The following is a 20,743-nucleotide window of genomic DNA, read 5'->3' on the forward strand; positions in this document are numbered from 1 at the left end:
ATGCAGCGGTTTTTTGGGGGAAAACCCTTGCACAGCCAACGACATACCAACTTTTAGTGAGCCTCAACGTGAAAACATCCCTGTCCATCCTCAGCCTGCTGCTGTTGCTCACAGGTACCGCGACCCTTCCGTCGACTGCTGCTGCACAACCCCCGGCCCAGGTGCAACGTGACCCGGCCAAATTGCACTTGGCTTCGGGCAGCGCATTGCTGATCGACCTGAACACCAATCAGGAACTGTATGCCAGCCACGCCGACCGCGTGGTGCCCATTGCCTCGGTGACCAAACTGATGACGGCGATGGTGGTGCTGGACGCCAAGCTGCCCATGGATGAAATGCTCACCATGACCATCGCCAACAACCCGGAGATGAAGGGTGTGTATTCGCGGGTGCGCCTGGGCAGCCAGCTGAACCGCCGCGAGACCTTGCTGATTACCCTGATGTCGTCGGAAAACCGTGCGGCCAACAGCCTGGCCAACCACTACCCCGGCGGCTACCCGGCGTTCATCAAGGCCATGAACGCCAAGGCCCGCAGCCTGGGCATGGCGCACACCCGCTATGTCGAGCCGACTGGCCTGTCGACGCAGAACGTGTCCAGCGCCCGCGACCTGTCCAAGCTGTTGATGGCGTCGCGCAAGTACCCGATGCTGAGCGAACTGTCGACGACCCGCGAGAAGACCGTGGCCTTCCGGGCGCCCAACTACACCTTGGGCTTCCGTAATACCGACCATCTGGTGAACAAGAGCAACTGGGACATCAAGCTGACCAAGACCGGCTTCACCAACGAGGCTGGCCACTGCCTGGTGTTGTTGACCCGCATGGACAACCGCCCGGTGGCCATGGTGATCCTCGATGCCTTCGGCAAGTACACCCACTTTGCCGATGCCAGCCGCATGCGCCAGTGGCTGGAAACCGGTGCAGCCAAGCCTGCGCCAGCAGTGGCAATGCAGTACAAGGCTGACCGGGTGAAGGGGCGCTTGGCGGCCGAGTAAGCCAGGCGCGTTGCTATTGGCGTACGACCTGGGGGCTAGCTCGCTTGCACGATGATCTGGCTCTGCAGGTCCTTGACCATCGCCTCGAGCGTCGGCTTCATGGCGGCAAAATCCTCGGGTGAACACACCACGTTCGGGCGGCTGAACTTGAAGTGCCGCTCGATCACCACCGCATTCCCCTCCTGAGCGTAACGCGCGCTGTATTCCACATTGGCGTCTTGCAGACGCACCTGCTTGGGGATTGCCAGCACGCTGACCTCCGGTGGGAATTCGAAGCGCGATGTTTCCACGGTGTCGTTGGAAATGCACACGAAGTGCTGGCTGCGTTCCTTTTCCATTGCGAAGCTGTAGACGTTCTGCGAGATGCCCCCTGCCAGGCTGCTCAAGGCCACCACCCCCACCGGCCCGGGCAGGTTGACGAGGTTTTCCGTGCGCCCATCGACGGTGCTGACAAACTCGCCACTGGCGCTCGGCGGGCGTACCTCGAACGTGCCGCTGCCGCGCTGCCCATAGGCGCCGAGCACTTTTTCGACGAGCAGTTCACGGTCGGCCGGCTTCATCGATTTAACCCCATAGCGGCTGACCTCGCTGGCCCAGCCTTGCACGGTGGCAACGTTGGTGAAGTCCGCCGCTCCCTTGCCGTTGACCTTGAACTTCAGTTCGCTGGACACCTTGTTGAGCTGGATGGCCGGGGTACGCCCGAACTCGCCTGTGGCAGTCAGCAGCACGCGCTTGTTCAAGGTGCCCAGCGGCAGGTAGCCTGCGGCAATCGAAGGGTCGGTGGAGTCCAAATACAGGTCCAGGCTCGGCACGTAGGTGATCACGTGGTTCAACACCCCCAGCGCAGGGACCTTGGGGAACACATAAGCATTGCCCAGGTTGATCAAGGCCGGCGTGCTTTTGATACCCGCCGCCGTCAGCAGCGCTTCAAGCAGTGCCACATGGTCCTTGCAATCACCGTAGCGGTTGTCCAGCACGGTCTGCGCGGCATGTGGCACCACCCCACCGGCACCGACATACACGGCGACATAGCGAATGTTCTCACGTACCCAGTCGCTGAGCGTCAGCGCCTTTTCCCGTGCGGTAGGCAAATGGGCCGTCAGGCGGTGCGCCAACTCGGTGATCGGTGCCGTGACCTCGACCTTGGCCCGTGCCTGGTAGGCCTCGGCGAACTGTTTGAAATCGGTGAAGGTCGAGACGGCCAGATAGTGCCCGTAGTCCAGGTAGGACACCGCACTGGCTTCGATCCGCGCCCGGTCCGCCGGTACGTAATCCCAGCGGTAGACCTTGCGCCCGGGTGCAGCCGCTGGCATCGACGCCTTGAAGCTGCGCGCGTCCGCTTGCAGGGGCATGTCCTCGGGCATGTCGTAGGTCAGAGTGAACTCCCCGACCGGGTGGAATTCCGGCACGGTGATGTCTTCGAACTGCCCCGGGAACAGCGGCGTGACACGGTTGCGCTGGTAATGCAGAACCAGGCGATCCCCCACCGCGACCTCAGGGAAGATGATCACCTTGTTGACGCTGTCTTGAAACATCGGCGCCTGCACAGACGCCTGCTCTTGCTGTTCCTTGATGTGCGCGGCATCCACCCGCACTTTGCGCCCATCGGGCTTTTGCGTGTAGGCCTCGATCACTTCCAAGGTTTCCAGCGAGCGGTTGAAGCTCACCGGCTGCTGGGCGCGGGCCTTGATGGCGCGCTCGTCATTGATCAGCAAGACGCTGTCGACGTCCAGGCGGTGGCTGCCATCCTTCTGCACGACAAAGGTCTGCTCGACCTTTTCCAAGGTCACGGAGCGGTCAGTGCCATCGGTGAAGGCTTGCGCCGAGCCACACCAGCTCATTGCAAGCGGCAGCAGCACAGCGACAAGGTAAGACTGTTTCAGCATGGAGATCCTTCTCAATCCAGGTGTATCGAGGCCGTCATTAATCGACAATGATACTCATTGGCGTAGAAAGATAGCAAAATGATTGCACTTCCTGTGCTCACATCGCCAGCGCGGCCAACACCTCGGCAGACGTCGTCACCTGGCGGAAGTGGTGTTTCCACAGGTCGATGCCCATCTTCCCGGACCTGTCCAGCGACGACCCTACCGTCATGTCGGTCACCAGGGTTGGCGTGAGCCCCGCATCGAACAACGCAAAGCCTGCAGCCAGCACGCAGGTTTCGGTTTGCATGCCGCACACCAGCACCCGCTCCACGCCCAGTTGCTTGATGTATTCGAGGGTTTCGACGGTCTGCCCGTAGCCATGCTTGACGAACACCTGGTCCGCTTCGACCAGGCTCTCGTCCTCGGCTGCCGGGTGCCAGCCCAATTGACGCTGGAACGGCGTGGCCTGCTCATCGTGCAGTTCGACCGAGGCGATGGTCGGGATATTCGCCGACAACCGCCGCAAACCGTCGACCAGCCATTCGGGCGGGCTGAAGGTGGATTGAACATCGACGATGAGCAAAACCTGGCGCATAAGGGTCTCCGGCCATGGGCAAAAAGCGCCGAGTATAACGTGGTGCTAGCACTGCGGTTTGCTGAAAACAGTGCCTGCATGACCCGCATCGAGGCTACCGCCGATGCAATGCTAAGGTCTGATACTTCTAGCCATCCCCGCGATCCACGCAGCTTCCATCTTTGCCCCAACCACCTCGAATTCAGGATGGTGGTTTCGGTACTCGGAAATCTCCGCCAGTGCAGAGTTCATCCCTGTATGCACTCTACCGAGCAATTCGTTGCAGCGGGCTTCTGTGAAATTGCAGGCGCTACGCCCGAACTGAACCAGCATCTTGCGCTTCGGCCACGCCTTGGACCCTCCCAGCAACAGCCCCATGATGTCATTGGCTTTGTACACGGTTGTCGTCACTAGGTCGTAAACCGGTGCGAGCCAGATGTCGGCGTCTTCAGCGCAGTTTTCATAGAGCAAACCAAAATTCTTCAAATGCGCGTCGCCGTTCTGAATACCCGCAGAAAGCGCCACCATGATGAAAAAGTCCTCCAGCGCCTTGGTCACTCGGCTAGGCGTGACGTAGGACTTGATCAGCTGTGCGCAGCCCTGGTAGCTGCCGTCATACTTCTTTCTTGTCCCCCAGCCGGATAGCACGCACATGTCCTCGAAGCCGAGGTAGTTGCTATCGCCGATGTCGAACCGCTTAACAACCAGGAACCTTGCATGCTGACTGAGTTGAAACTCAGGGACCTCTAGACCGCAATAGAATGCTGCCCGCATACAAAAAAACTCATTCGCCGCCAGTTGCGGGAAGTCAGATTCGTTGAACGCCTTGACTATGTGCGTGGCACCACGATGCGTGAGCCGCTCAACCTCGACCTCGGCATCGCCAATGTCACGTACCAATACCTTAGGTTGTACACCTGACACCCCGGAGTACGACGCGTAAGTTCTCATCAGATCATCAAACAGATCCTTTGCCCCATCATGAATCAATAACGAGGCGAGCTTGACCCCCGGCAGCGGCTCGCCATTTACTTGATGGGCGATGCTGATACGGCCCAACTGGTGCGGACCAACGATACCGAGCAAGGCGAAGTCGTCAAAACCGCGTACTGACTTGCTGAAACGCCGCACGAGTTCGTCTCTGAGGTATCCCTCAGGGATGTGCATTTCGAACAGTGGATGGATTCCGTATTCCCAGGTATAGCTCTCAAGACGTACTGGCATGGTCAGCGAGACTGCTTGCTCCTGAGCGACCGCCCCGTTATAGGAGAAGATCGAATCGCGCGTATTGGCCTCGCTGCGCCCGAGCGTGCCGACGGCCACACCGCTGGCACCAATATACAAACGATCAGCGACCATGATCATGGACACTTGCGGATTTTAGTTCGTCGAGCGTCATGCGTCGACGCTTGGGTATAGCCGTCAGCTCATACCCCAATCCCTCCAGGATCGCTGCAACCTTGCGAATCCCGACCTCCGCAATCGTATTGTTTTCAATCCCCGAGATGGTCGCGCGGCTCATGCCGTGCCGTAGAGCAAGCTGCGCTTGGGAAAGGCCTGCCTCTTTACGCAATTTTTTGATCAGAAGCCCTAGGTCGCCCATATCGCCACGCATCATATACAGTGCATTAATTGAAGAATCCGATAAATGCATCGTATTTGATTCAAAAAACGCTGTATAGCGTTTTATAGATCAAATCGGATGAGTGCTCGCAGCTTACTCGTCTTCGCCGCTAAACTCGCCACTCTCCTTCCATGGCAGCCCGCACAATGGATTTGCACTCAACCCCACGCCTCGCTCAGCCCGAAGACGTCGATGCGCTTATAGCGCTGGACGCCATTGCCCGGCATGCGCCGCAACGGCGGTCCTTCATCGCCCAGGCAATCGCCAGTCGCCAATGCTGGGTAGCTGCGGACGCGCACGATGCCTCGCTACTGACGGGGTACGGCGTGCTCAACGACGCCTTCTACGACCATTCCTTCATTGCGCTGGTCGTGGTGAGGGAGTCGGCACGCCGCCGCGGTATTGCCGGAGCCATCATGCGGACATTGGAGGCGCAATGCAGGGGTAGCAAGTTGTTCACTTCGACGAATGCATCGAATGCTCCGATGCAGGGTCTTCTTAGCAAACTGGGCTTCATCAGGAGCGGGCAGATCGACAACTTGGATGAGGGCGATCCCGAGCTCATCTTTGTCAAATTCCTCTCGTGAGGCGGGTGTTCGCACGCGAACCCGCGAACACCGGTCATGGCTACCCCCCGATCACCAATCGTAGGTCATCTCCACCGACGCCACGCGCTCTTGGCCGTAATAGCAACCGAACGCGTAGTTGCAGTCCGACACATACTCGCGGTCGAAGATGTTCTGTACATTCAGGCTGGCCTGCAAACCGCGAAGGCTCGCGTCGAATTTGCCCAGGTCGTAGCTGACGGTAGCGTCATACACCGCGTAGGCCGGCACGTCGAACGAGTTGGATGAATCACCCGGTTTACGGCCGGTGTAGCGGGCACCTGCGCCGAAGGTGAGGCCGTTGAGCATGGCCTGGGTAAAGTGGTAATCCACCCACAGGGACGCCGATACCGGCGCCTGCGACTCGCTGCGGTTGCCTTGGTCGCCGTAGTTGCTCTTGGTGTAGAACGAGTCGATGTAGGTGGCTGCCGCCAGCACGTCGATGTTGTCGAGGGTGGACTTGAGTTCAAGTTCAACGCCACGCGAGCGCACCTCACCGTCCTGCGCCTGGTACTGGGGGTTGTCGTCGTCCTGAGTCAGCACGTTCTTCTGCTTGACCTGGAACAGCGACGCGGTGAGCAAGGTGCCCTCGACCGGCTGATACTTAACCCCCACTTCGTACTGTTCACCCTCGGTCGGCTCAAACGACTTGCCGGCGCTGTCCGTGCCCAGTGTCGGCAAGAACGACTGGGAATAGCTGACGTAAGGCGCCAGGCCAAACTCGGTGACGTAGGTCAGGCCGATACGGCCCGTGAACTTGTTGTCACGCTGTGAAGCGATGCTTTTGGCCAGCAGGTCTTTGTTGTCGATTTCTGCCCAGTCCTGGCGGCCACCAACGGTCAGGATCCACTGGTCGAGCTTGATCTGGTCCTGCACATACACCCCAGTCTGGCGAACGGTATTGTCCCATTGGGTGTCCAGCACAGGGGTCACGCTGCTGGTGTCGTAGTTGTTCTTGCCGTAGAGGTCGACCGGCAACACGTTGTAGGCGTTGTAGCCATCGTATTTGCGGGAGAAGTGGCGGTAGTCCACGCCGGCCAGTGTGGTGTGATGCAGCGCGCCGGTATTGAATTTGTACTCAAGATTGTTATCGAGGGTGTAGGCGATATTGTGCTGGCGCCAGTCGAGCTTGACCCGGTTGGCCCGGGTGTAATCCACCCCCTCGTCGTCCGTAACGAAACTGCGCAGGTAGAAGCCTTTGTAGCGGTCACGCACATCGGTGTAGCGCGCTGTGGAACGTAGCGCCAGGTCATCGCTGAAGCGGTGGCTGAAGTCGTAGCCGAAGATGTACTGGTTACGCTTGTAATCGTTGTAGTGCGAGTCGCCCGAGAAGAAGTCGCGGTCGATGCGCTGGCCCGTCGGGCCACGCTTGAGCGAACCGATCATCGGCAGCGACTGGTAGTCGGCAAGGCCGTCGTCGCGCTGCACCTGTGCCAGCACCGTCAGGGCGGTGTCTTCGTTCGGCGCCCAGGTCAGGCTCGGTGCCAGCAGCAGGCGCTCGCTGTGGGTGTGCGCCACCTGCTCATTACCTTTGTCAGCCACACCGACCAGGCGATAGGTGAACGTGCCCTGCTCATCCAATGGGCCGCTGGTGTCGAACGCACCGTTGGCCCGGTTGTAACTGCCGGCACCCAGCTTGACCTGGTTGCGCTGCTCGCGGGTCGGGCGTTTGGAGACCATGTTGATCAGCCCGCCCGGCTGGTTTTGCCCGTAGAGCACCGACGATGGGCCCTTGAGCACCTCGATGCGTTCCAGGGTATAGGGGTCGATCTGTGGCGCGCCGCCCAGGCTGCCCGCATACGGCAGGTACGCGCCATCCAGGTACAGCGGGGTCGGGGCGAAGCCGCGGCTGGTGATTTCGTCGGCAATGCTGTTGCGATCGGTGAACCCCCCCGTTGCCAGCCCCGGCGTATAACGCAATGCCTGGGTCAGGTTGCGCGCGCCCTGGGCCTGTACCTGGTCAGCAGTGACGACGTTGATGGCCTGCGGGATTTCCAGAATCGGCGTATCAGTCTTGGTCCCCGTCGCGCTGCGGGTGGCGACATAACCGGTTACCGGCCCGTAGGCCGACTCCACGGACGTGCCGGTGATGCTGGTACTGTCGAGTTGCAGCGTCGACGCGTCCCCGACCATGGGCAACAGCGAATAGCTGCCATTGGCCTGGCGCAGAACCTGCAACTGGCTGCCTACCAGCAATTGGCGCAGCCCGGCCTCGGCACTGTAGCGGCCATGCAAGCCTGGCGACTTCAACGACTGCACGTAGGACGGCTCGAACGACACGGTCACCCCCGCCGCCTCCGCGAACTGGGTGAGCGCAGCGCCCAGCGGGCCGGCCGGGATGTCGAATGCGGCTTCGACACGGGTCTGGGCCATGGCTGGCGGGGCGATCATCGCCGCAGCCAGAGGCGTCGCGAGCGCGATGCTGAACAGCGCGCGATTGACCGCCCGCGTCAAGGGTTTTTTGGCACAGTTGATGAGGATAACGGGGTTGCGAGTGTCTGAAGGGAGCATGGGTATTCCTTTCGCCCTGCGGCAGTTTTTTACGGCGTCTGATGCGCCTCTACTTAACAAGTCGAATGAGAATTGAAATCGATAACCCCCCTTGGGTAAAAGAGTGCCTGCTTTTGGTTTTGATGTGAGGCATATATCGAGCGCCGCACGCGGCGTTTCGCAGCACAAGGCTGCTCCTACATTTTTTCGGGCCAATTATTCCTGCGCACAGGCGCGACTGGCCCGAAACAACTGTAGGAGCAGCCTTGTGCTGCGAAGCGCCGCGCGGGCGGCGCTCGATCTCATAGGCGCTGAAAATGCTGAGCGAACACCTTCTCCCCTAAGCCCTCAAACAGCCTCGACCCGCGTCCAGAACCGGCTGAACCGCCGAATGCGTACCGGCAAGGTGCGGGTGAGGTTGTCCAGGGCAGTATCGATATTGCCCAGCTGAAACGCGCCGGACAGGCGCAGCTCGCTCACGGCCGCGTCACACCCCAGATGGCCGGGCCGATAACGTTGCAGTTCGCTAACAACATCGGCAAGGCGCCAGTCGTCCACCACCAGCATGTCGCGGGTCCAGGCATCCGCCAGCGCTGTCGCGGGCTGTACCACGCCGGCTTCATCCGCGCGAAAGACCAGTTGCTGACCGGCCTCGACACGCACGGCCGCCAGCGAGTGCGCCGTGCGTACCTCCACGGCATGTTCCAGCACGCAAACCCGCGTGACGTCAGCATCACAGCGGACAGTAAAACGCGTGCCCAGGGCGCGAATGCTGCCTTGTACGGTGTGCACGATGAACGCTCGGGCCTGCGCGTCGCGCGCGGTTTGCACAAGGATCTCCCCGCCCAACAGGTGCAAGGCGCGCCATTGGGCGGTGTAACGGATATCGACAGCGGTGGCGGTGTTCAACTGCAAGCGGCTGCCATCCTCCAGGCGCAGCGAACGGCGCTCGCCAACCCCTGTGCGTTGGTCGGCCATCAACCGCGCGATGCCCCCCTCGTGCCAGGCCAGCCCCCCTGCCCCACCCGCAGCCAGCACAATCGACATCACCTTGAGCACTTCGCGGCGCTTGGCCCTGGCACTGCTCAGGGTTGGCCGAGCGATGCCCGGTGCCACGTGCTCGAACGTGCCCTGCAAGCGCGCCAGGCGCTCCCAGGCCTGCCGGTGAAGTGGATCGCTGAGCAACCAGCGCTGATGCGCGGCGCGCGTACGTTCATCGGCATCGCAGCGCAACTCGACATACCAACTCGCCGCGGCTTCGAGCACGTTCCGATCCAGTGGCGGGGCCCCGGCCACGGTTCAGTCCTCAGCCAGCATCAGGCAATGGGTCAGTGCCCGCACTGCATGCTTCTTGACGGTGGTAACCGAAATATCCAGGCGCCGCCCGATCTCGACATAGCTCAAGCCATCCAGCTGGGCCATCAGAAAAATCTCCCGGGTGCGGGCGCCCAGGCCGTCGAGCAGGCGGTCGATTTCCATCAACGCTTCGATGATCAACGTACGCGCCTCGGGCGAGACGTCGACCTGCTCGGGGCGGGCGGCAAGCGTTTCCAAATAGGCCTGCTCAACAGCACGGCGGCGGAACATGTCGATCATCAGGCTACGGGCGATGCTGGAGAGGTACGCCCGTGGCTCGCGCAGCTCGGCCGCCTTGCGCAGGGTCAGCACGCGGATGAACGTGTCCTGGGCCAGGTCCGCCGCATGTTCGACACACCCGAGCTTGTTACGTAGCCAACCGCACAGCCAGGGATGGTGCTCCGCGTAGAGGGTATGCACGGTTTTTTGCAGGGAAGGGTCAGCGCAGGACATGGGGTGAACCGGTCAGGACGTCTTTAATAATGACTCTCATTTAACATGAGCCATCCAACGCTGTGCAACTCTTCATTCACGCGACATCATTCATGGCTTCATTCATGCCGCTACTGCCATGCCGCCAAGCTGTCTTCCGGCCCATCGGCATGGCTTTTAAAAAACGCCCTCAAGTGCTCGATGAAACACGACACCTTCGCGGACAGGTTCAAACGCTCAAGGTAAACCGCGTAGATATCCGCCGGCGGTGTCTGGTAATCACCCAACACCTCCACCAGGCGCCCGCTGCGCAAGTGGTCCGCCAGGTTCCATTCGGCCCGCATCAGGATGCCTTGCCCCTCCAACGCCCAGTTCAACGCCACCTCACCATCGTTGGTGCTCAGGCTTCCACGCACCTTGACCGATTCTGACTGCTTGCCACGGCTCAAGCGCCAGACGCCAAAGGCGGCATCGTTCTGGCGTAACACGATGCAATTGTGTGCAGCCAGGTCCTTGGGCACCTCGGGTGTGCCGCAGGCTTCCAAGTAGCTGGGTGCGGCACACAGCCTGCGGCGGTTGGCTGCGATCTTGCGCGCGATCAGGCGCGAGTCAGGCAGTTCACCAAAGCGGATGGCCACATCGATTGCGTCATTGGGCAGCTGGATGGGCCGATCGGTCAGGTGCAGTTGCACCTCCACCTCGGGGTAACGCTTGGCAAACGATGAAATCGCCGGCCCCACATGGGTACGGCCAAAGCCCAACGGCGCATTGACCCGCAGCAGGCCCTTGGGCTCGGCGCGGCTGCTGGACACCTGACGCTCCATCTCCTCGATCTCACCCAGTATGCGCCGGGCATTGACCAGGTAGGTCTCGCCCTCGGCGGTCAGGCTGATGCTGCGCGTGGTGCGGTTGAGCAACCGCACACCCAGCCGCTGTTCCAATTGCGCCAGGCGCTTGGAGACCGCAGGTGGGGTCAGGTTCATCTCACGCGCGGTGGCAGCCAAGCTGCCCACGCGGATGAGCTGGGTGAAAAAGGCCAGCTCGGACACTGGGTTCATAATTAACCTGAAGGAAACAATGAGTTGAATTTCATTGTATTACACGGTTTTTGAAAAACCATTACCTTGGCCCTGCGTGATTAACCCTAAAAAATCTGGGCTATCGAGCTGCCACGGCCAGGTGTTGCCTGCCGCCACCGATAAGCCCAGCCGCCACAAGAACCGACTCACAACAATAATTCGGAGACGGCAATGGCCAAGCGAGTGTTAGGCAAGTTGTACGTGCAGGTGCTGATCGGGGTAACCCTCGGGGTACTGATCGGGGTGTTCTGGCCACAGGTCGGCGCAGACCTCAAGCCGGTGGGCGATGCCTTCATCAAACTGATCAAGATGGTCTTCGCACCGATCATTTTCGCCACAGTGGTGCTGGGCATCGCCAAAATGGAAAACATGAAAGAGCTCGGCCGCGTGGGCGTGCGTGCGCTGATCTACTTCGAAGTACTGTCCACCTTTGCCCTGGTGCTGGGCCTGGTCGTGGTCAACCTTGTACAGCCTGGGCAAGGCATGAACGTCGACCCGGCCACCCTCGATGCCAAAAGCATTTCCACCTACACCGCGGCAGCTGCAAACAGCTCGGGCGGGTTCATCGACTTTCTGTTGCATGTCATCCCCGGCAGCGTGACCGATGCCTTTGCCAAGAATGAGATCTTGCCGATCCTGCTGTTCTCGACCTTGTTCGGCATCGCCCTCTCGCACCTGGGCCCGCGCGGCAAACCGATGGTCGATGTGCTTGAAGCGTTCTCCCACGGCATGTTCTTTATCGTCGGCATGATCATGCGCGTGGCGCCGCTCGCGGCCTGCGGTGCAATGGCATTTACCGTCGGCAAGTACGGGCTGGGCTCGATCGTCTCGCTCGGCAAGCTGATGGCAACCATGTACCTGACCTGCTTCCTGTTCGTGGTGATTGTGCTGGGCGCCATCGCTCGGCTGTCCGGTTTCAGCCTGTGGAAGTTCCTCAAGTACCTCAAGGAAGAACTGTTCACCGTACTGGGCACCAGTTCATCGGAGTCGGTGGTGCCGCAACTGATGAACAAGCTGGAGAAGGTCGGCGTGTCCAAACCGGTGGTGGGCCTGGTGATCCCTTCCGGCCTGACCTTCAACCCGGACGGGCAATGCATCTACTACACCATGGCGGCCATTTTCATCGCCCAGGCCACCAACACGCCACTGACGCTGATGGACCAGTTGATCGTGCTGGGCGTGCTGCTGCTGACCTCCAAAGGCTCTGCAGGTGTGACCGGCTCCGGCTTCATCACCCTGGCCGCGACCTTGGCAACCATGGACAACATCCCCGTGGCCGGCATGGTGCTGCTGCTGGGCGTCGACCGCTTCATGTCCGAGGCCCGCGCCATCACCAACACCATCGGCAACGCCGTCGGCACCGTGGCCATCGCGCACTGGGTTGGCGCTTTGGACAAACCGCGCATGGCCCAGGTGCTGGACGGCCAGCTACCCGCAGAACCCGAAAAACCCGAGGCCGCTCAGCTACACACCCCGCTTCTACACAGGGAGGCCAGCACCAGCGGCACCCTGGCCCCCTGAACACCCAGACATCGAACAATCAGCCTTGTGATGCAGTGAGGAAAAAACCGTGGATAAAGAATCAGCCGTGTCATCGCTCACCGACGTGATGGCGAAGTTCACCGCCTATATCGGCAAGCGCCTGCCCAAAGACGTCAAGGAGAAAACCGCAAAACTGCGCGCCGCAGAAACCAACCCACTGGCCATTGCCGTGTATGACTCGATGGCCGACAACCAGGAGTACGCCGACAAACTCGACCGCCCCAGCTGCCAGGACACAGGGGTCATTCAGTACTTCATCTCGGCGGGGGCCAGGTTCCCGCTACTGAGCGAGCTTGAAGGCATTCTGGAAAACGCCACCAAAGAGGCCACCATCAAGGGCCCGCTGCGCCACAACGCGGTAGAAACCTTCATCGAAAAGAACACCGGCACCAACACCGGCTCGAAGATCCCGTGGCTGGACTGGGAAATCATCCCGGATGCCGACTACGCCATTGTCGATGTGTACATGGCCGGTGGTGGCTGCACCTTGCCAGGCTCGGCCAAGGTACTGATGCCAGGCCAGGGTTATGAAGGGGTCACTGAGTTTGTTTTCGACGTGATCACTTCGCGAGGCGTCAATGCGTGCCCGCCCCTGCTGGTTGGCGTTGGCGTGTCGACCTCGGTGGAGACCGCTGCGCGCCTGTCGAAAAAGGCGATCCTGCGCCCGGTCGATTCTAGCCACCCGAACGAAAGCGCCGCCATGATGGAACAGCTTCTGGAAGACGGCCTCAACGAAATCGGCATCGGCCCGCAGGGGCTGACTGGCAACAGCAGTGTCATGGGCGTGAACATCGAGTCTTCCGCGCGTCACCCCTCGACCATTGGCGTCGCGGTATCGACCGGTTGCTGGGCGCACCGCCGCGGCAAGATCCGCATCAACGCCGACCTGTCCTACGACATCCTCTCGCACGAAGGGGTAGTACTGTGAAAAAGATCCTGACCACCCCGATCAAAGACGAAGACCTGGCCAACCTCAATGTCGGCGACGTGGTTTATCTCACCGGCCAGTTGGTGACGTGCCGCGACGTCGCGCACCGTCGTTTGATCGAGCTCAAGCGAGAGTTGCCGGTTGACTTGCGCGGCGGTGCGATCTTCCACGCTGGGCCTATCGTGCGCAAAAAAGACGATGGCAGTTTCGAGATGGTGTCCATTGGCCCGACCACCAGCATGCGCATGGAGAAGTTCGAAAAGCAGTTCATCGAGCAAACCGGCGTCAAGCTGATCATTGGTAAAGGCGGCATGGGGCCGGAAACCACCACCGGCTGCCTGGAAAACAAAGCCGTGCATGCGGTGTTCCCAGGGGGCTGTGCGGTGCTGGCTGCAACGCAGGTAGAAGAGATCGAACGTGCCGAGTGGCAAGACCTGGGGATGCCTGAAACCCTGTGGGTCAACCGGGTACGGGCGTTCGGCCCGCTGATCATTTCCATCGACACCAAGGGCAATAACCTGTTCGAACAGAACAAGGCCCGCTTCAACGCGCGCAAAGGGGCGGTGATCGAGAAGATCAACAGCCAGGTTCGCTTTATCAAATAACCGCGCCAAATCGGGGCCGCTAGGCGGCCCATCGCCGGCAAGCCGGGCTCCCACCTCGACTGCACAGACCTCAAGCCATGTGCAGTACCTGTGGGAGCCAGGCTTGCCGGCGATGGGCTGCGCAGCAGCCCCGATACAAGCACCTCATGCCTTCGACAATTCGCCAATCTTCTCCAGCCGCGCCCGCACGATGTTGCGGCTGATGTTCAACAACCGCCCGGTCTGCAGCTGGTTCCCGTGGCAATACCGATACGCCGCCCGGAACACCGTCTCCTCGATGTGCTCATACAGGTTCGGCACGTTCTGCTCGAACAACGCCAACAAGGCGCTTTCAAGGTTAGGCGGCGCCGCGAGCGCGGCCGGGGCGTTGGCCTGCGTGGCGTACACCTGGGCCGCACCTTGCGGCCTCATGTCCACCAGGTGCAGGTCTGCGGGCGCTACCACCTGGTAGCGGCATACCAGCAAGGCATGGTGGATCGCGTTTTCCAACTCGCGGATGTTGCCCGGCCAGCTGTGGGCCAGCAATTTGCGCTCGGCATCCGGGCTGAGCGACGCACGTTCATAACCCAGGCGCCGGCAATGCTCTTCGATGAAAAATTCGGCCAAGGGCAGGATGTCGCCGGGCCGCTCACGCAGCGGTGGCAGGCGGATGGTGGCGACGTGCAGGCGGTAGAACAGGTCTTCGCGAAAATGCCCTGCCACCACGGCGTCGGCCAGGTTGACGTTGGTCGCAGCCACCAGGCGCACGTTGATCGGGATCGGTGTACGCGAGCCCAGCCGCACGACTTCGCGCTCCTGCAGCACCCGCAGCAACTTCACCTGCATGTTCAACGGCAGGTCCCCAATCTCGTCGAGGAACAGCGTGCCGCCATTGGCCGCCTCGAACCAACCGGCCTTGTTCGAGGTGGCACCGGTGAACGCCCCTTTCTCATGGCCGAACAGTTCGCTTTCCACCAGGGTTTCGGCAAAGGCACCGCAGTTCACCGCCACAAACGGTTCGCGGCCACGGCGGCTCAGCTGATGGATGTGGCGAGCGACAAGTTCTTTGCCGGTTCCGGTTTCGCCGATGATCAGGGTATTGGCCTCGCTGGGCGCCAGGCGCTCGATACGGCTGAGCAGCTCCTGGGAGCGAGGGTCCTTGAACACAAGCACGGTGGCACGTACCGACTTGGTCAGCTCTCGGGCATTAGGGTGGGTGATCAGCGACATGGGGGCATTCCTGGCAATTGACGCGCAGCCCCATAGTGCCCGAAACAAATTAGATCAAAAAATTATTAATTCATCTTTATATATTCCATTTTTGAATATTTGATTTTCCAGCAGCCGACTGCTGCTGCAGCAGCAACGCGCCAGCACTGCCCTGCGTGCCGATCAGCAGGCTGGGCTGCCCGCCGCGACCCTCCCATGTGCTGAAGGCCCCGCCGTTAAAGGCCTGCAGCCACCTTTTCAAAGACTGGCATGCATTTCGCTCCTGGCCTGGCAATGCCTGGTTCGCTGCAGCACGCGGCCCAGACCTGTTGAACCCTTGTTTGGAGCCGCACATGAACACACTCTGGCGTCACGGCCTGGCCCTGTTGGGCGGCCTGTTACTCAGCCTGACCACATTGGCCGCCGAACCACCGGCAACGGTGCGCATCGCCATCGTTGCCTTCACCCAAGGCGGCGCGCCGGTCTTCGGGGGCATCCCGGGGCGGGTGATCGAAGACGGCTGGCTCGAACAGCAGTTGGCCGCCCGCGGCGTGAAACTGCAATGGACCGCCCTGCCCCACGCCGGCGCCGGGCCACAAATCAACGAAGGTTTCAGCAACGACAGCCTGGACTTCGCCGTACGCGGCGACCTGCCCTCGGTCATCGCTGGCGCCGGCCAAGTGCCCGGCAAGCTGATCGTGCCGGGTGGCAGCGGCAACAACATCTACCTGGTGGTGCCCAGCGGCTCTGCGGTGCGCAGCATCCAGGACCTCAAAGGCAAGCGCCTGGCCCTGCACCGCGGGCGGCCATGGGAGTTTGCCTTCAGCAACTTCCTGGAAAGCCAGGGCCTCAAGCTGACCGACTTCAAGATCGCCAACCTCAACCCGCAGGTCGGTGCCGCCGCCGTGTCGGCCGGCAAGGTCGATGCCGCCGTGCTGCTCAACGAAGCCTACGCCCTGGAAGACAAAGGCGTGGCGCGGATCCTCTGGTCGACCAAGCAAGGCGCCAACGACTGGCGGCTGGTGTCCGACCTGTGGGGCACCGACCGCTTCGTGCAGCAGCACGCCGACCTCACGCAGTTGGTGGCCACGGCCTGGGTGCGCGCGGCCTGGTGGATCTCCCAAGCGCAGAACCGCGACGCCTATTACGCGCTGTCGTCCCGCGCCGGGGTGGCCGAAAGCGTGCTGCGCCGCGATGACCAGGACGACCCGGTGGCCTGGAAAGCGCGCTGGGCGCCGAAAAGCGATGCCCAACTCAAAGCCCACTACGACGCCCTGGGCCAATACGCCCTGGCCAACCGCCTGATCCGCACGCCCTACGACATCAGCAGCGACCTGGCCACAGGCTTCACCCGCCAGGCGCTGATCGACCTGCAGCTCACCCACTATTGGCCGTCCCTGGACGCTCAAATCAGCCAACAACCTTGAGAACATCTTCCATGAAATTGCCTGTTTCCATCGTTTTCGGCCTCAGTGCCCTGGCCTTTTCCATTGGCGCCCTGGCCGCCGACACCTACGCCCCCAAACCCGACCCGCAACAAGGCGACGGCCGCGTTTCGAGCTTCTACACCTGGTCCAAGGCAATCCCGGCCACCCCCGGTAAACTGCTGCGCAGCGAGCCGCTGGACTCAGCGCTGAGCTTGCCCAACGCCGCCAGTGCCCAGCGCATCCTCTACACCTCGCTGGACGGCATCGACGGCAAGACGCCAATCGTGGTCTCTGGCGCGCTGTTCATTCCCAAGGGCCCGGCGCCCGCCGGTGGCTGGCCGGTCGCCAGTTGGGGCCACGGCACCGTCGGGGTGGCGGATATCTGCGCACCGTCCTGGGCCGGGCGTTCCTACCGCGATGTGCAGTACCTGAACCGCTGGCTCGAAGAGGGCTATGCCATCGTCGCCACCGACTACCAAGGCCTGGGTGTGCCCGGTGGCCACCCGCTGCTGAACAACCGCATGGCCGCTTATGGCATTCTCGATGCCGCCAAGGCCGTGGTCGCCGGCGTACCGGGGCTGGCTGACAAGGTCCTGATCATCGGCCAATCCCAGGGTGGCGCTGGTGCCTTTGCAGCCGGTGCCTATGCCGCAACCTATGCACCCAAACTGGGGGTCAAGGGCAGCATCGGCACCGGCGTGATCTACACCGTGGGGTCGAAAAACGTCGGTGAGCAGGACCAGAACAAGGTCGACCCGGCCCTGGCCTACGGCTTCTACACCTTGCTCGCCGCACAGCAGTACGACCCGAGCATCGACCCGCGCGACTTCTACACCGACAAGGCCCTGCCGCTGTTCGAGCAGGCGCGCACCAGTTGCCTGTCGGCACTGGTCAGTGATGTGGTCGGCACCGGCCTGACCCCCGCCAACGCCAAAAAGGACTACCAGGGCGACCAGCTCAAACCGTGGCTGGCCCAAGTGTCGTACCCCACCCTCAAACTGGCCCAGCCGATCTTCATCGGCACCGGTGCCGAGGACAAGACCCCTGCCGCCGCGACCCAGGTTGCACTGATGCAGGATGCCTGCAAGGCCGGCTCGGTGGTGCAGGGTCACCTGTACAAAGGCCTGGGCCATAGCGAAACAGTCAACGCCTCACTCAAGGACTCGATCCCCTTCGCCCGCCAGGTCATCAGCGGCCAGCCGGTCACGCCCAACTGCAGCCCCAGCGTCCAGTAAGGAGGCCACCCCATGAGCATCGAATTCTTTACCCGCCTGCCACTGCATGGCGAAACCCAGTACCTGCCTGGCGACCCGCGTAACCGCGGCGACTGGCACGCGGGTGGCGACAGCAGCGGTGCGGTTTCCGGGTTCGCGGTAGGTGATCACTTCACCTACATCGATTACCTCGGGCAAATCGCCCGCGCTGCGGAAATCAACGGCTTCGGCGGCGCGCTGATGGTCAATGCGCCCACCGGCGAAGAGCCGTGGACCGTGTGCTCGCTGCTGGCACGGGAAACCCGCACGCTCAAATTCGTCACTGCGTTCCAGCCCTATCACTACACGCCCTGGGTGGCCGTGCAACAGGCCGCGACCTACCAGCGCGCCACCGGCAACCGGCTGGTATGGAACATCATCAACGGCGGCTCCGACGCCATCCAGCGCCAGGTCGGCGACTTCGAGGGCCACGACGAACGTTACGCCCGCGCCACCGAGTTCATGGACGTGGTACGCGGCTACTGGCACAACGAGCAATTCCACTACGAGGGCACCTATTACCGTGCCGAGGGCGGCGGGCTGCGCGGGCCGCTGAAAAAAGCCGAGCTGCCGCTGATCTGCACCGCCGGTTCTTCGCTGGCCGCGCGCGAGTTCGCCGCCAAGCATGCGGACTTCTACCTGATGCGTGCCGAACACCCGGACGAGATCGCCGCGCTGATCGCCGACATCCGCGCTCGCGCCTTGAAGTGGGGGCGTACCGACATTCGCTTTGGCCTGTCCATCGACGTGATTGCCCGCGAGACCGAAGAGGCCGCGCGGGCCGAGGCCAAACGTTTCTTCGACGAAGGCGTGGCCAAGGGCACGGTCAAGGCCCGCGCCGCCCACGCGGGCCTGCGCACCGCACGCAAGCTGAGCTACGAGCACGGCTACAGCGACAAGGACGAGCAGCAGGCCTTCGACGATTTCTTCATCCACCCCAACGTGTGGACCGGCTTCGGCTATATCGGCATCCCGCCAGGCTGCGCGCTGGTCGGCAGCTATGCCAACGTGGTGGCGCGCATCCGCGAGTACCACGGCATCGGCATCGACCTGTTCTTCCTTGCCGGCTACCCGCACCTGGAAGAAGCCTACCGCCTCGGCGAGCACATCTTGCCGCACTTCCGTGGCCAGCGCGCCGCCCTCGCCCGCCCGGCGCCCACCCCCGTGCAACTGCACGCCAGCAACGGGGGCTGACGCCATGGCCTGGGACGGTTACCCATTGAGCCGGCGCGCCTTCATTGGCCATGCCGGCGTACTGGCCGGCGGGTTGCTGGCGGGCTGTGGCCCAAGCGACAGCCCTGGCGACGCGGTCGCCGACCAGCCACGCCATGGCGGGCGCCTGCGTCTTGGCATCATCGATGGCAACCAAAGCGGCAACCTCGACGCCCATAAACCGGTCGGCAGCGGCATCGTCCGCGGCTTTGCCTTGTACAGCAAGCTGTGGGAGTGGGACGAGCAGATGCAGCCGCGTCTGGCCCTGGCCGAGTTCGCCGAGCCCAATGCCGACGCCAGCGGCTGGACGTTGCGGCTCAAGCCTGGGCTGGAGTTTCACCACGGCAAGACCATCGACGCCGACGACCTGATCTTCTCCATCAGGCGCCTGACCGACCCGCAGCTGGCCTCGCCCTATGCGGCGCTGCTGCACTGGGTCGACCGCGACAACCTGGTCAAGCTCGACGATCGCACCGTGCGCCTGGCTTTTCGCGAAGGCCGCAGCTACCTGCCGTTGCCCGAGACGTGGGTCAACTTCGGCGGCATCGTGCCGGTGGACTACCACCCGGTCACCAACCCGGTCGGTGCCGGCCCTTACAAACTCAAAAGTTTCACCCCGGGCCAACGCTCGCTGTTCACCCCGTTTCGACAATTACTACAAGCCCGGCAAACCGTATGCCGATGAACTGGAGATCATCGACTTCAAGGACCAGACCGGCCGCCTGGCGGCCTTGCGCGCCGGGCAGATCGACATGGCCAACGTCATGTCCACCGAGCACCTGCAAGTGCTGCAGGCCGACCCACGCCTGCGCCTGCTGAAGTCGGTGAGCGGCAACTGGTTGTCGTTCGACATGAACACCACCAAAGCGCCCTTCGACGACCCGCGGGTGCGTGAGGCGTTTCGCCTGCTGGCAGACCGAGAGGACTTGGTGCGCCGGGCACTCAATGGCCAGGGCCGGGTGGCCAACGACCTGTACGCCCCTTTCGACCCCACCTTCGACCACAGCCTCGGGCCACGGCCGCATGACCCACAACGGGCGGCGCAATTGCTCAAGGACGCGGGCCACGAAGGCCTGCAGGTGGAACTGGTCACGACCCCAGGGCCTGGGCTTGCCTCGGCCCTGGTGCTGGCCGAACAGGCACGGCGCATCGGCGTGACGATCACGGTGCGCCAAGTCGACCTGGCGACGTTCCAGGGGCCGCAACGCGACGACTGGACGTTGAGCACTGGGGGCAGCATCGGTGCGCCGTTTCTGGCCAGCGCCATTCATACCGACGCGCCGTTCGCCGTGGCCAACAAGACCCACTTCCACGACCCGGCATTCAGCGAGGCCTTCCTCGCTGCAATGGCCCAGCCCGACCTTGAGAAACGCAAAGCCCTGGTGCACCGCGCCCAACGCATCCAGTACGAACGCGGCGGCATGCTGATCTGGGGCTTTGCCGATTTGCTCGACAGTGTCAGCACACGGGTCGGTGGGGCGCAGGCGGAGCAGTCGCTGTTCAGTACCTGGCGGTTCGAGAGCCTGTGGCTCAAGCGCTAAACGCTGGGCCAGCACAATTTTCTGTGG

General features: G+C 62.1%; 18 protein-coding genes and 1 pseudogene. 9 read left to right on the top strand and 10 right to left on the bottom strand.

The window, feature by feature from the left end; genetic code table 11:
* Positions 1 to 68 precede the first annotated feature (68 nt).
* The gene (gene pbpG, locus AB7M33_RS26760) at positions 69 to 992 is read left to right on the top strand and encodes a D-alanyl-D-alanine endopeptidase (protein WP_027593731.1); all 924 of its coding nucleotides are present in this window, start codon (positions 69 to 71) and stop codon (positions 990 to 992) included.
* Positions 993 to 1,027: 35 nt separating this feature from the next.
* Here the strand turns inward: pbpG and AB7M33_RS26765 are convergent, their stop codons facing one another.
* The 4 genes from AB7M33_RS26765 to AB7M33_RS26780 form a co-directional block, all read right to left on the bottom strand.
* Complete coding sequence (locus AB7M33_RS26765; protein ID WP_265967391.1) at positions 1,028 to 2,878, bottom strand: DUF3857 domain-containing transglutaminase family protein; 1,851 nt, start codon at positions 2,876 to 2,878, stop codon at positions 1,028 to 1,030.
* Positions 2,879 to 2,975: 97 nt separating this feature from the next.
* Entirely contained in the window at positions 2,976 to 3,455 is a 480-nt protein-coding gene (locus tag AB7M33_RS26770) for an isochorismatase family cysteine hydrolase (protein WP_027593733.1), read from the bottom strand.
* A 111-nt stretch (positions 3,456 to 3,566) separates the two neighbouring features.
* Positions 3,567 to 4,799 (bottom strand): type II toxin-antitoxin system HipA family toxin, encoded by a 1,233-nt coding sequence (locus AB7M33_RS26775; RefSeq protein WP_454244073.1) that lies wholly within the window; start codon positions 4,797 to 4,799, stop codon positions 3,567 to 3,569.
* Entirely contained in the window at positions 4,783 to 5,037 is a 255-nt protein-coding gene (locus AB7M33_RS26780; protein WP_027593735.1) for a helix-turn-helix domain-containing protein, read from the bottom strand. The genes AB7M33_RS26775 and AB7M33_RS26780 overlap by 17 nt, the downstream gene beginning before the upstream one ends.
* 167 nt (positions 5,038 to 5,204) lie before the next feature.
* Between AB7M33_RS26780 and AB7M33_RS26785 the strand changes: the two genes are divergently transcribed.
* Entirely contained in the window at positions 5,205 to 5,645 is a 441-nt protein-coding gene (locus tag AB7M33_RS26785) for a GNAT family N-acetyltransferase (RefSeq protein ID WP_265967394.1), read from the top strand.
* A gap of 51 nt (positions 5,646 to 5,696) precedes the next feature.
* Here AB7M33_RS26785 and AB7M33_RS26790 read toward each other — a convergent pair whose 3' ends face one another.
* The 4 genes from AB7M33_RS26790 to AB7M33_RS26805 all read right to left on the bottom strand — a co-directional run bounded on the left by AB7M33_RS26790 (position 5,697) and on the right by AB7M33_RS26805 (position 10,999).
* A complete protein-coding gene (locus AB7M33_RS26790; RefSeq protein WP_454244074.1) occupies positions 5,697 to 8,174 on the bottom strand; it encodes a TonB-dependent siderophore receptor in 2,478 nt (825 codons plus the stop codon).
* A 327-nt stretch (positions 8,175 to 8,501) separates the two neighbouring features.
* Entirely contained in the window at positions 8,502 to 9,449 is a 948-nt protein-coding gene (locus AB7M33_RS26795; RefSeq protein WP_454244075.1) for a FecR domain-containing protein, read from the bottom strand.
* A 3-nt stretch (positions 9,450 to 9,452) separates the two neighbouring features.
* Positions 9,453 to 9,962 carry a sigma-70 family RNA polymerase sigma factor gene (locus AB7M33_RS26800; protein WP_027593739.1) on the bottom strand — a complete coding sequence of 170 codons (510 nt, stop codon included), beginning with the start codon at positions 9,960 to 9,962 and terminating at the stop codon, positions 9,453 to 9,455.
* A gap of 110 nt (positions 9,963 to 10,072) precedes the next feature.
* Entirely contained in the window at positions 10,073 to 10,999 is a 927-nt protein-coding gene (locus AB7M33_RS26805; protein WP_027593740.1) for a LysR substrate-binding domain-containing protein, read from the bottom strand.
* 192 nt (positions 11,000 to 11,191) lie between these two features.
* Here AB7M33_RS26805 and AB7M33_RS26810 point away from each other — a divergent pair, with 192 nt between their 5' ends.
* From AB7M33_RS26810 to ttdB, 3 genes are read left to right on the top strand one after another with little or no spacing between them, the layout of a single operon-like run.
* Complete coding sequence (locus tag AB7M33_RS26810) at positions 11,192 to 12,541, top strand: dicarboxylate/amino acid:cation symporter (protein ID WP_265967397.1); 1,350 nt, start codon at positions 11,192 to 11,194, stop codon at positions 12,539 to 12,541.
* Between the two features lie 49 nt (positions 12,542 to 12,590).
* Positions 12,591 to 13,490: a L(+)-tartrate dehydratase subunit alpha gene (gene ttdA / locus AB7M33_RS26815; protein WP_238212120.1), complete on the top strand. Its 900-nt coding sequence runs from the start codon at positions 12,591 to 12,593 to the stop codon at positions 13,488 to 13,490.
* Complete coding sequence (gene ttdB / locus AB7M33_RS26820; protein ID WP_027593743.1) at positions 13,487 to 14,095, top strand: L(+)-tartrate dehydratase subunit beta; 609 nt, start codon at positions 13,487 to 13,489, stop codon at positions 14,093 to 14,095. Before ttdA ends, ttdB begins: the two co-directional genes overlap by 4 nt.
* A 144-nt stretch (positions 14,096 to 14,239) precedes the next feature.
* Here the strand turns inward: ttdB and AB7M33_RS26825 are convergent, their stop codons facing one another.
* A complete protein-coding gene (locus tag AB7M33_RS26825) occupies positions 14,240 to 15,304 on the bottom strand; it encodes a sigma-54 interaction domain-containing protein (protein WP_099429798.1) in 1,065 nt (354 codons plus the stop codon).
* A gap of 76 nt (positions 15,305 to 15,380) precedes the next feature.
* Positions 15,381 to 15,638, bottom strand: a complete 258-nt coding sequence (locus tag AB7M33_RS26830; RefSeq protein ID WP_275750541.1) for a hypothetical protein — start codon at positions 15,636 to 15,638, stop codon at positions 15,381 to 15,383.
* On the opposite strand from AB7M33_RS26830, the gene AB7M33_RS26835 reads away from it, so the two are divergent.
* The 4 genes and pseudogenes from AB7M33_RS26835 (at position 15,637) to AB7M33_RS26850 (ending at position 20,716) form a co-directional block, all read left to right on the top strand.
* The gene (locus AB7M33_RS26835; protein ID WP_275750539.1) at positions 15,637 to 16,710 is read left to right on the top strand and encodes an ABC transporter substrate-binding protein; all 1,074 of its coding nucleotides are present in this window, start codon (positions 15,637 to 15,639) and stop codon (positions 16,708 to 16,710) included. The two genes, AB7M33_RS26830 and AB7M33_RS26835, sit on opposite strands and share 2 nt — an antisense overlap.
* Before the next feature lie 11 nt (positions 16,711 to 16,721).
* On the top strand, positions 16,722 to 17,945 hold the full coding sequence (locus AB7M33_RS26840) for a lipase family protein (RefSeq protein ID WP_099429799.1): 1,224 nt from the start codon (positions 16,722 to 16,724) through the stop codon (positions 17,943 to 17,945).
* A 12-nt stretch (positions 17,946 to 17,957) separates the two neighbouring features.
* On the top strand, positions 17,958 to 19,157 hold the full coding sequence (locus tag AB7M33_RS26845; protein ID WP_186703476.1) for an LLM class flavin-dependent oxidoreductase: 1,200 nt from the start codon (positions 17,958 to 17,960) through the stop codon (positions 19,155 to 19,157).
* A 4-nt stretch (positions 19,158 to 19,161) separates the two neighbouring features.
* Positions 19,162 to 20,716, top strand: a pseudogene (locus AB7M33_RS26850) (ABC transporter substrate-binding protein).
* The last annotated feature ends 27 nt before the right edge of the window (positions 20,717 to 20,743 follow it).

The sequence above is a fragment of the Pseudomonas sp. Y3 TE3536 genome, assembly GCF_053629175.1.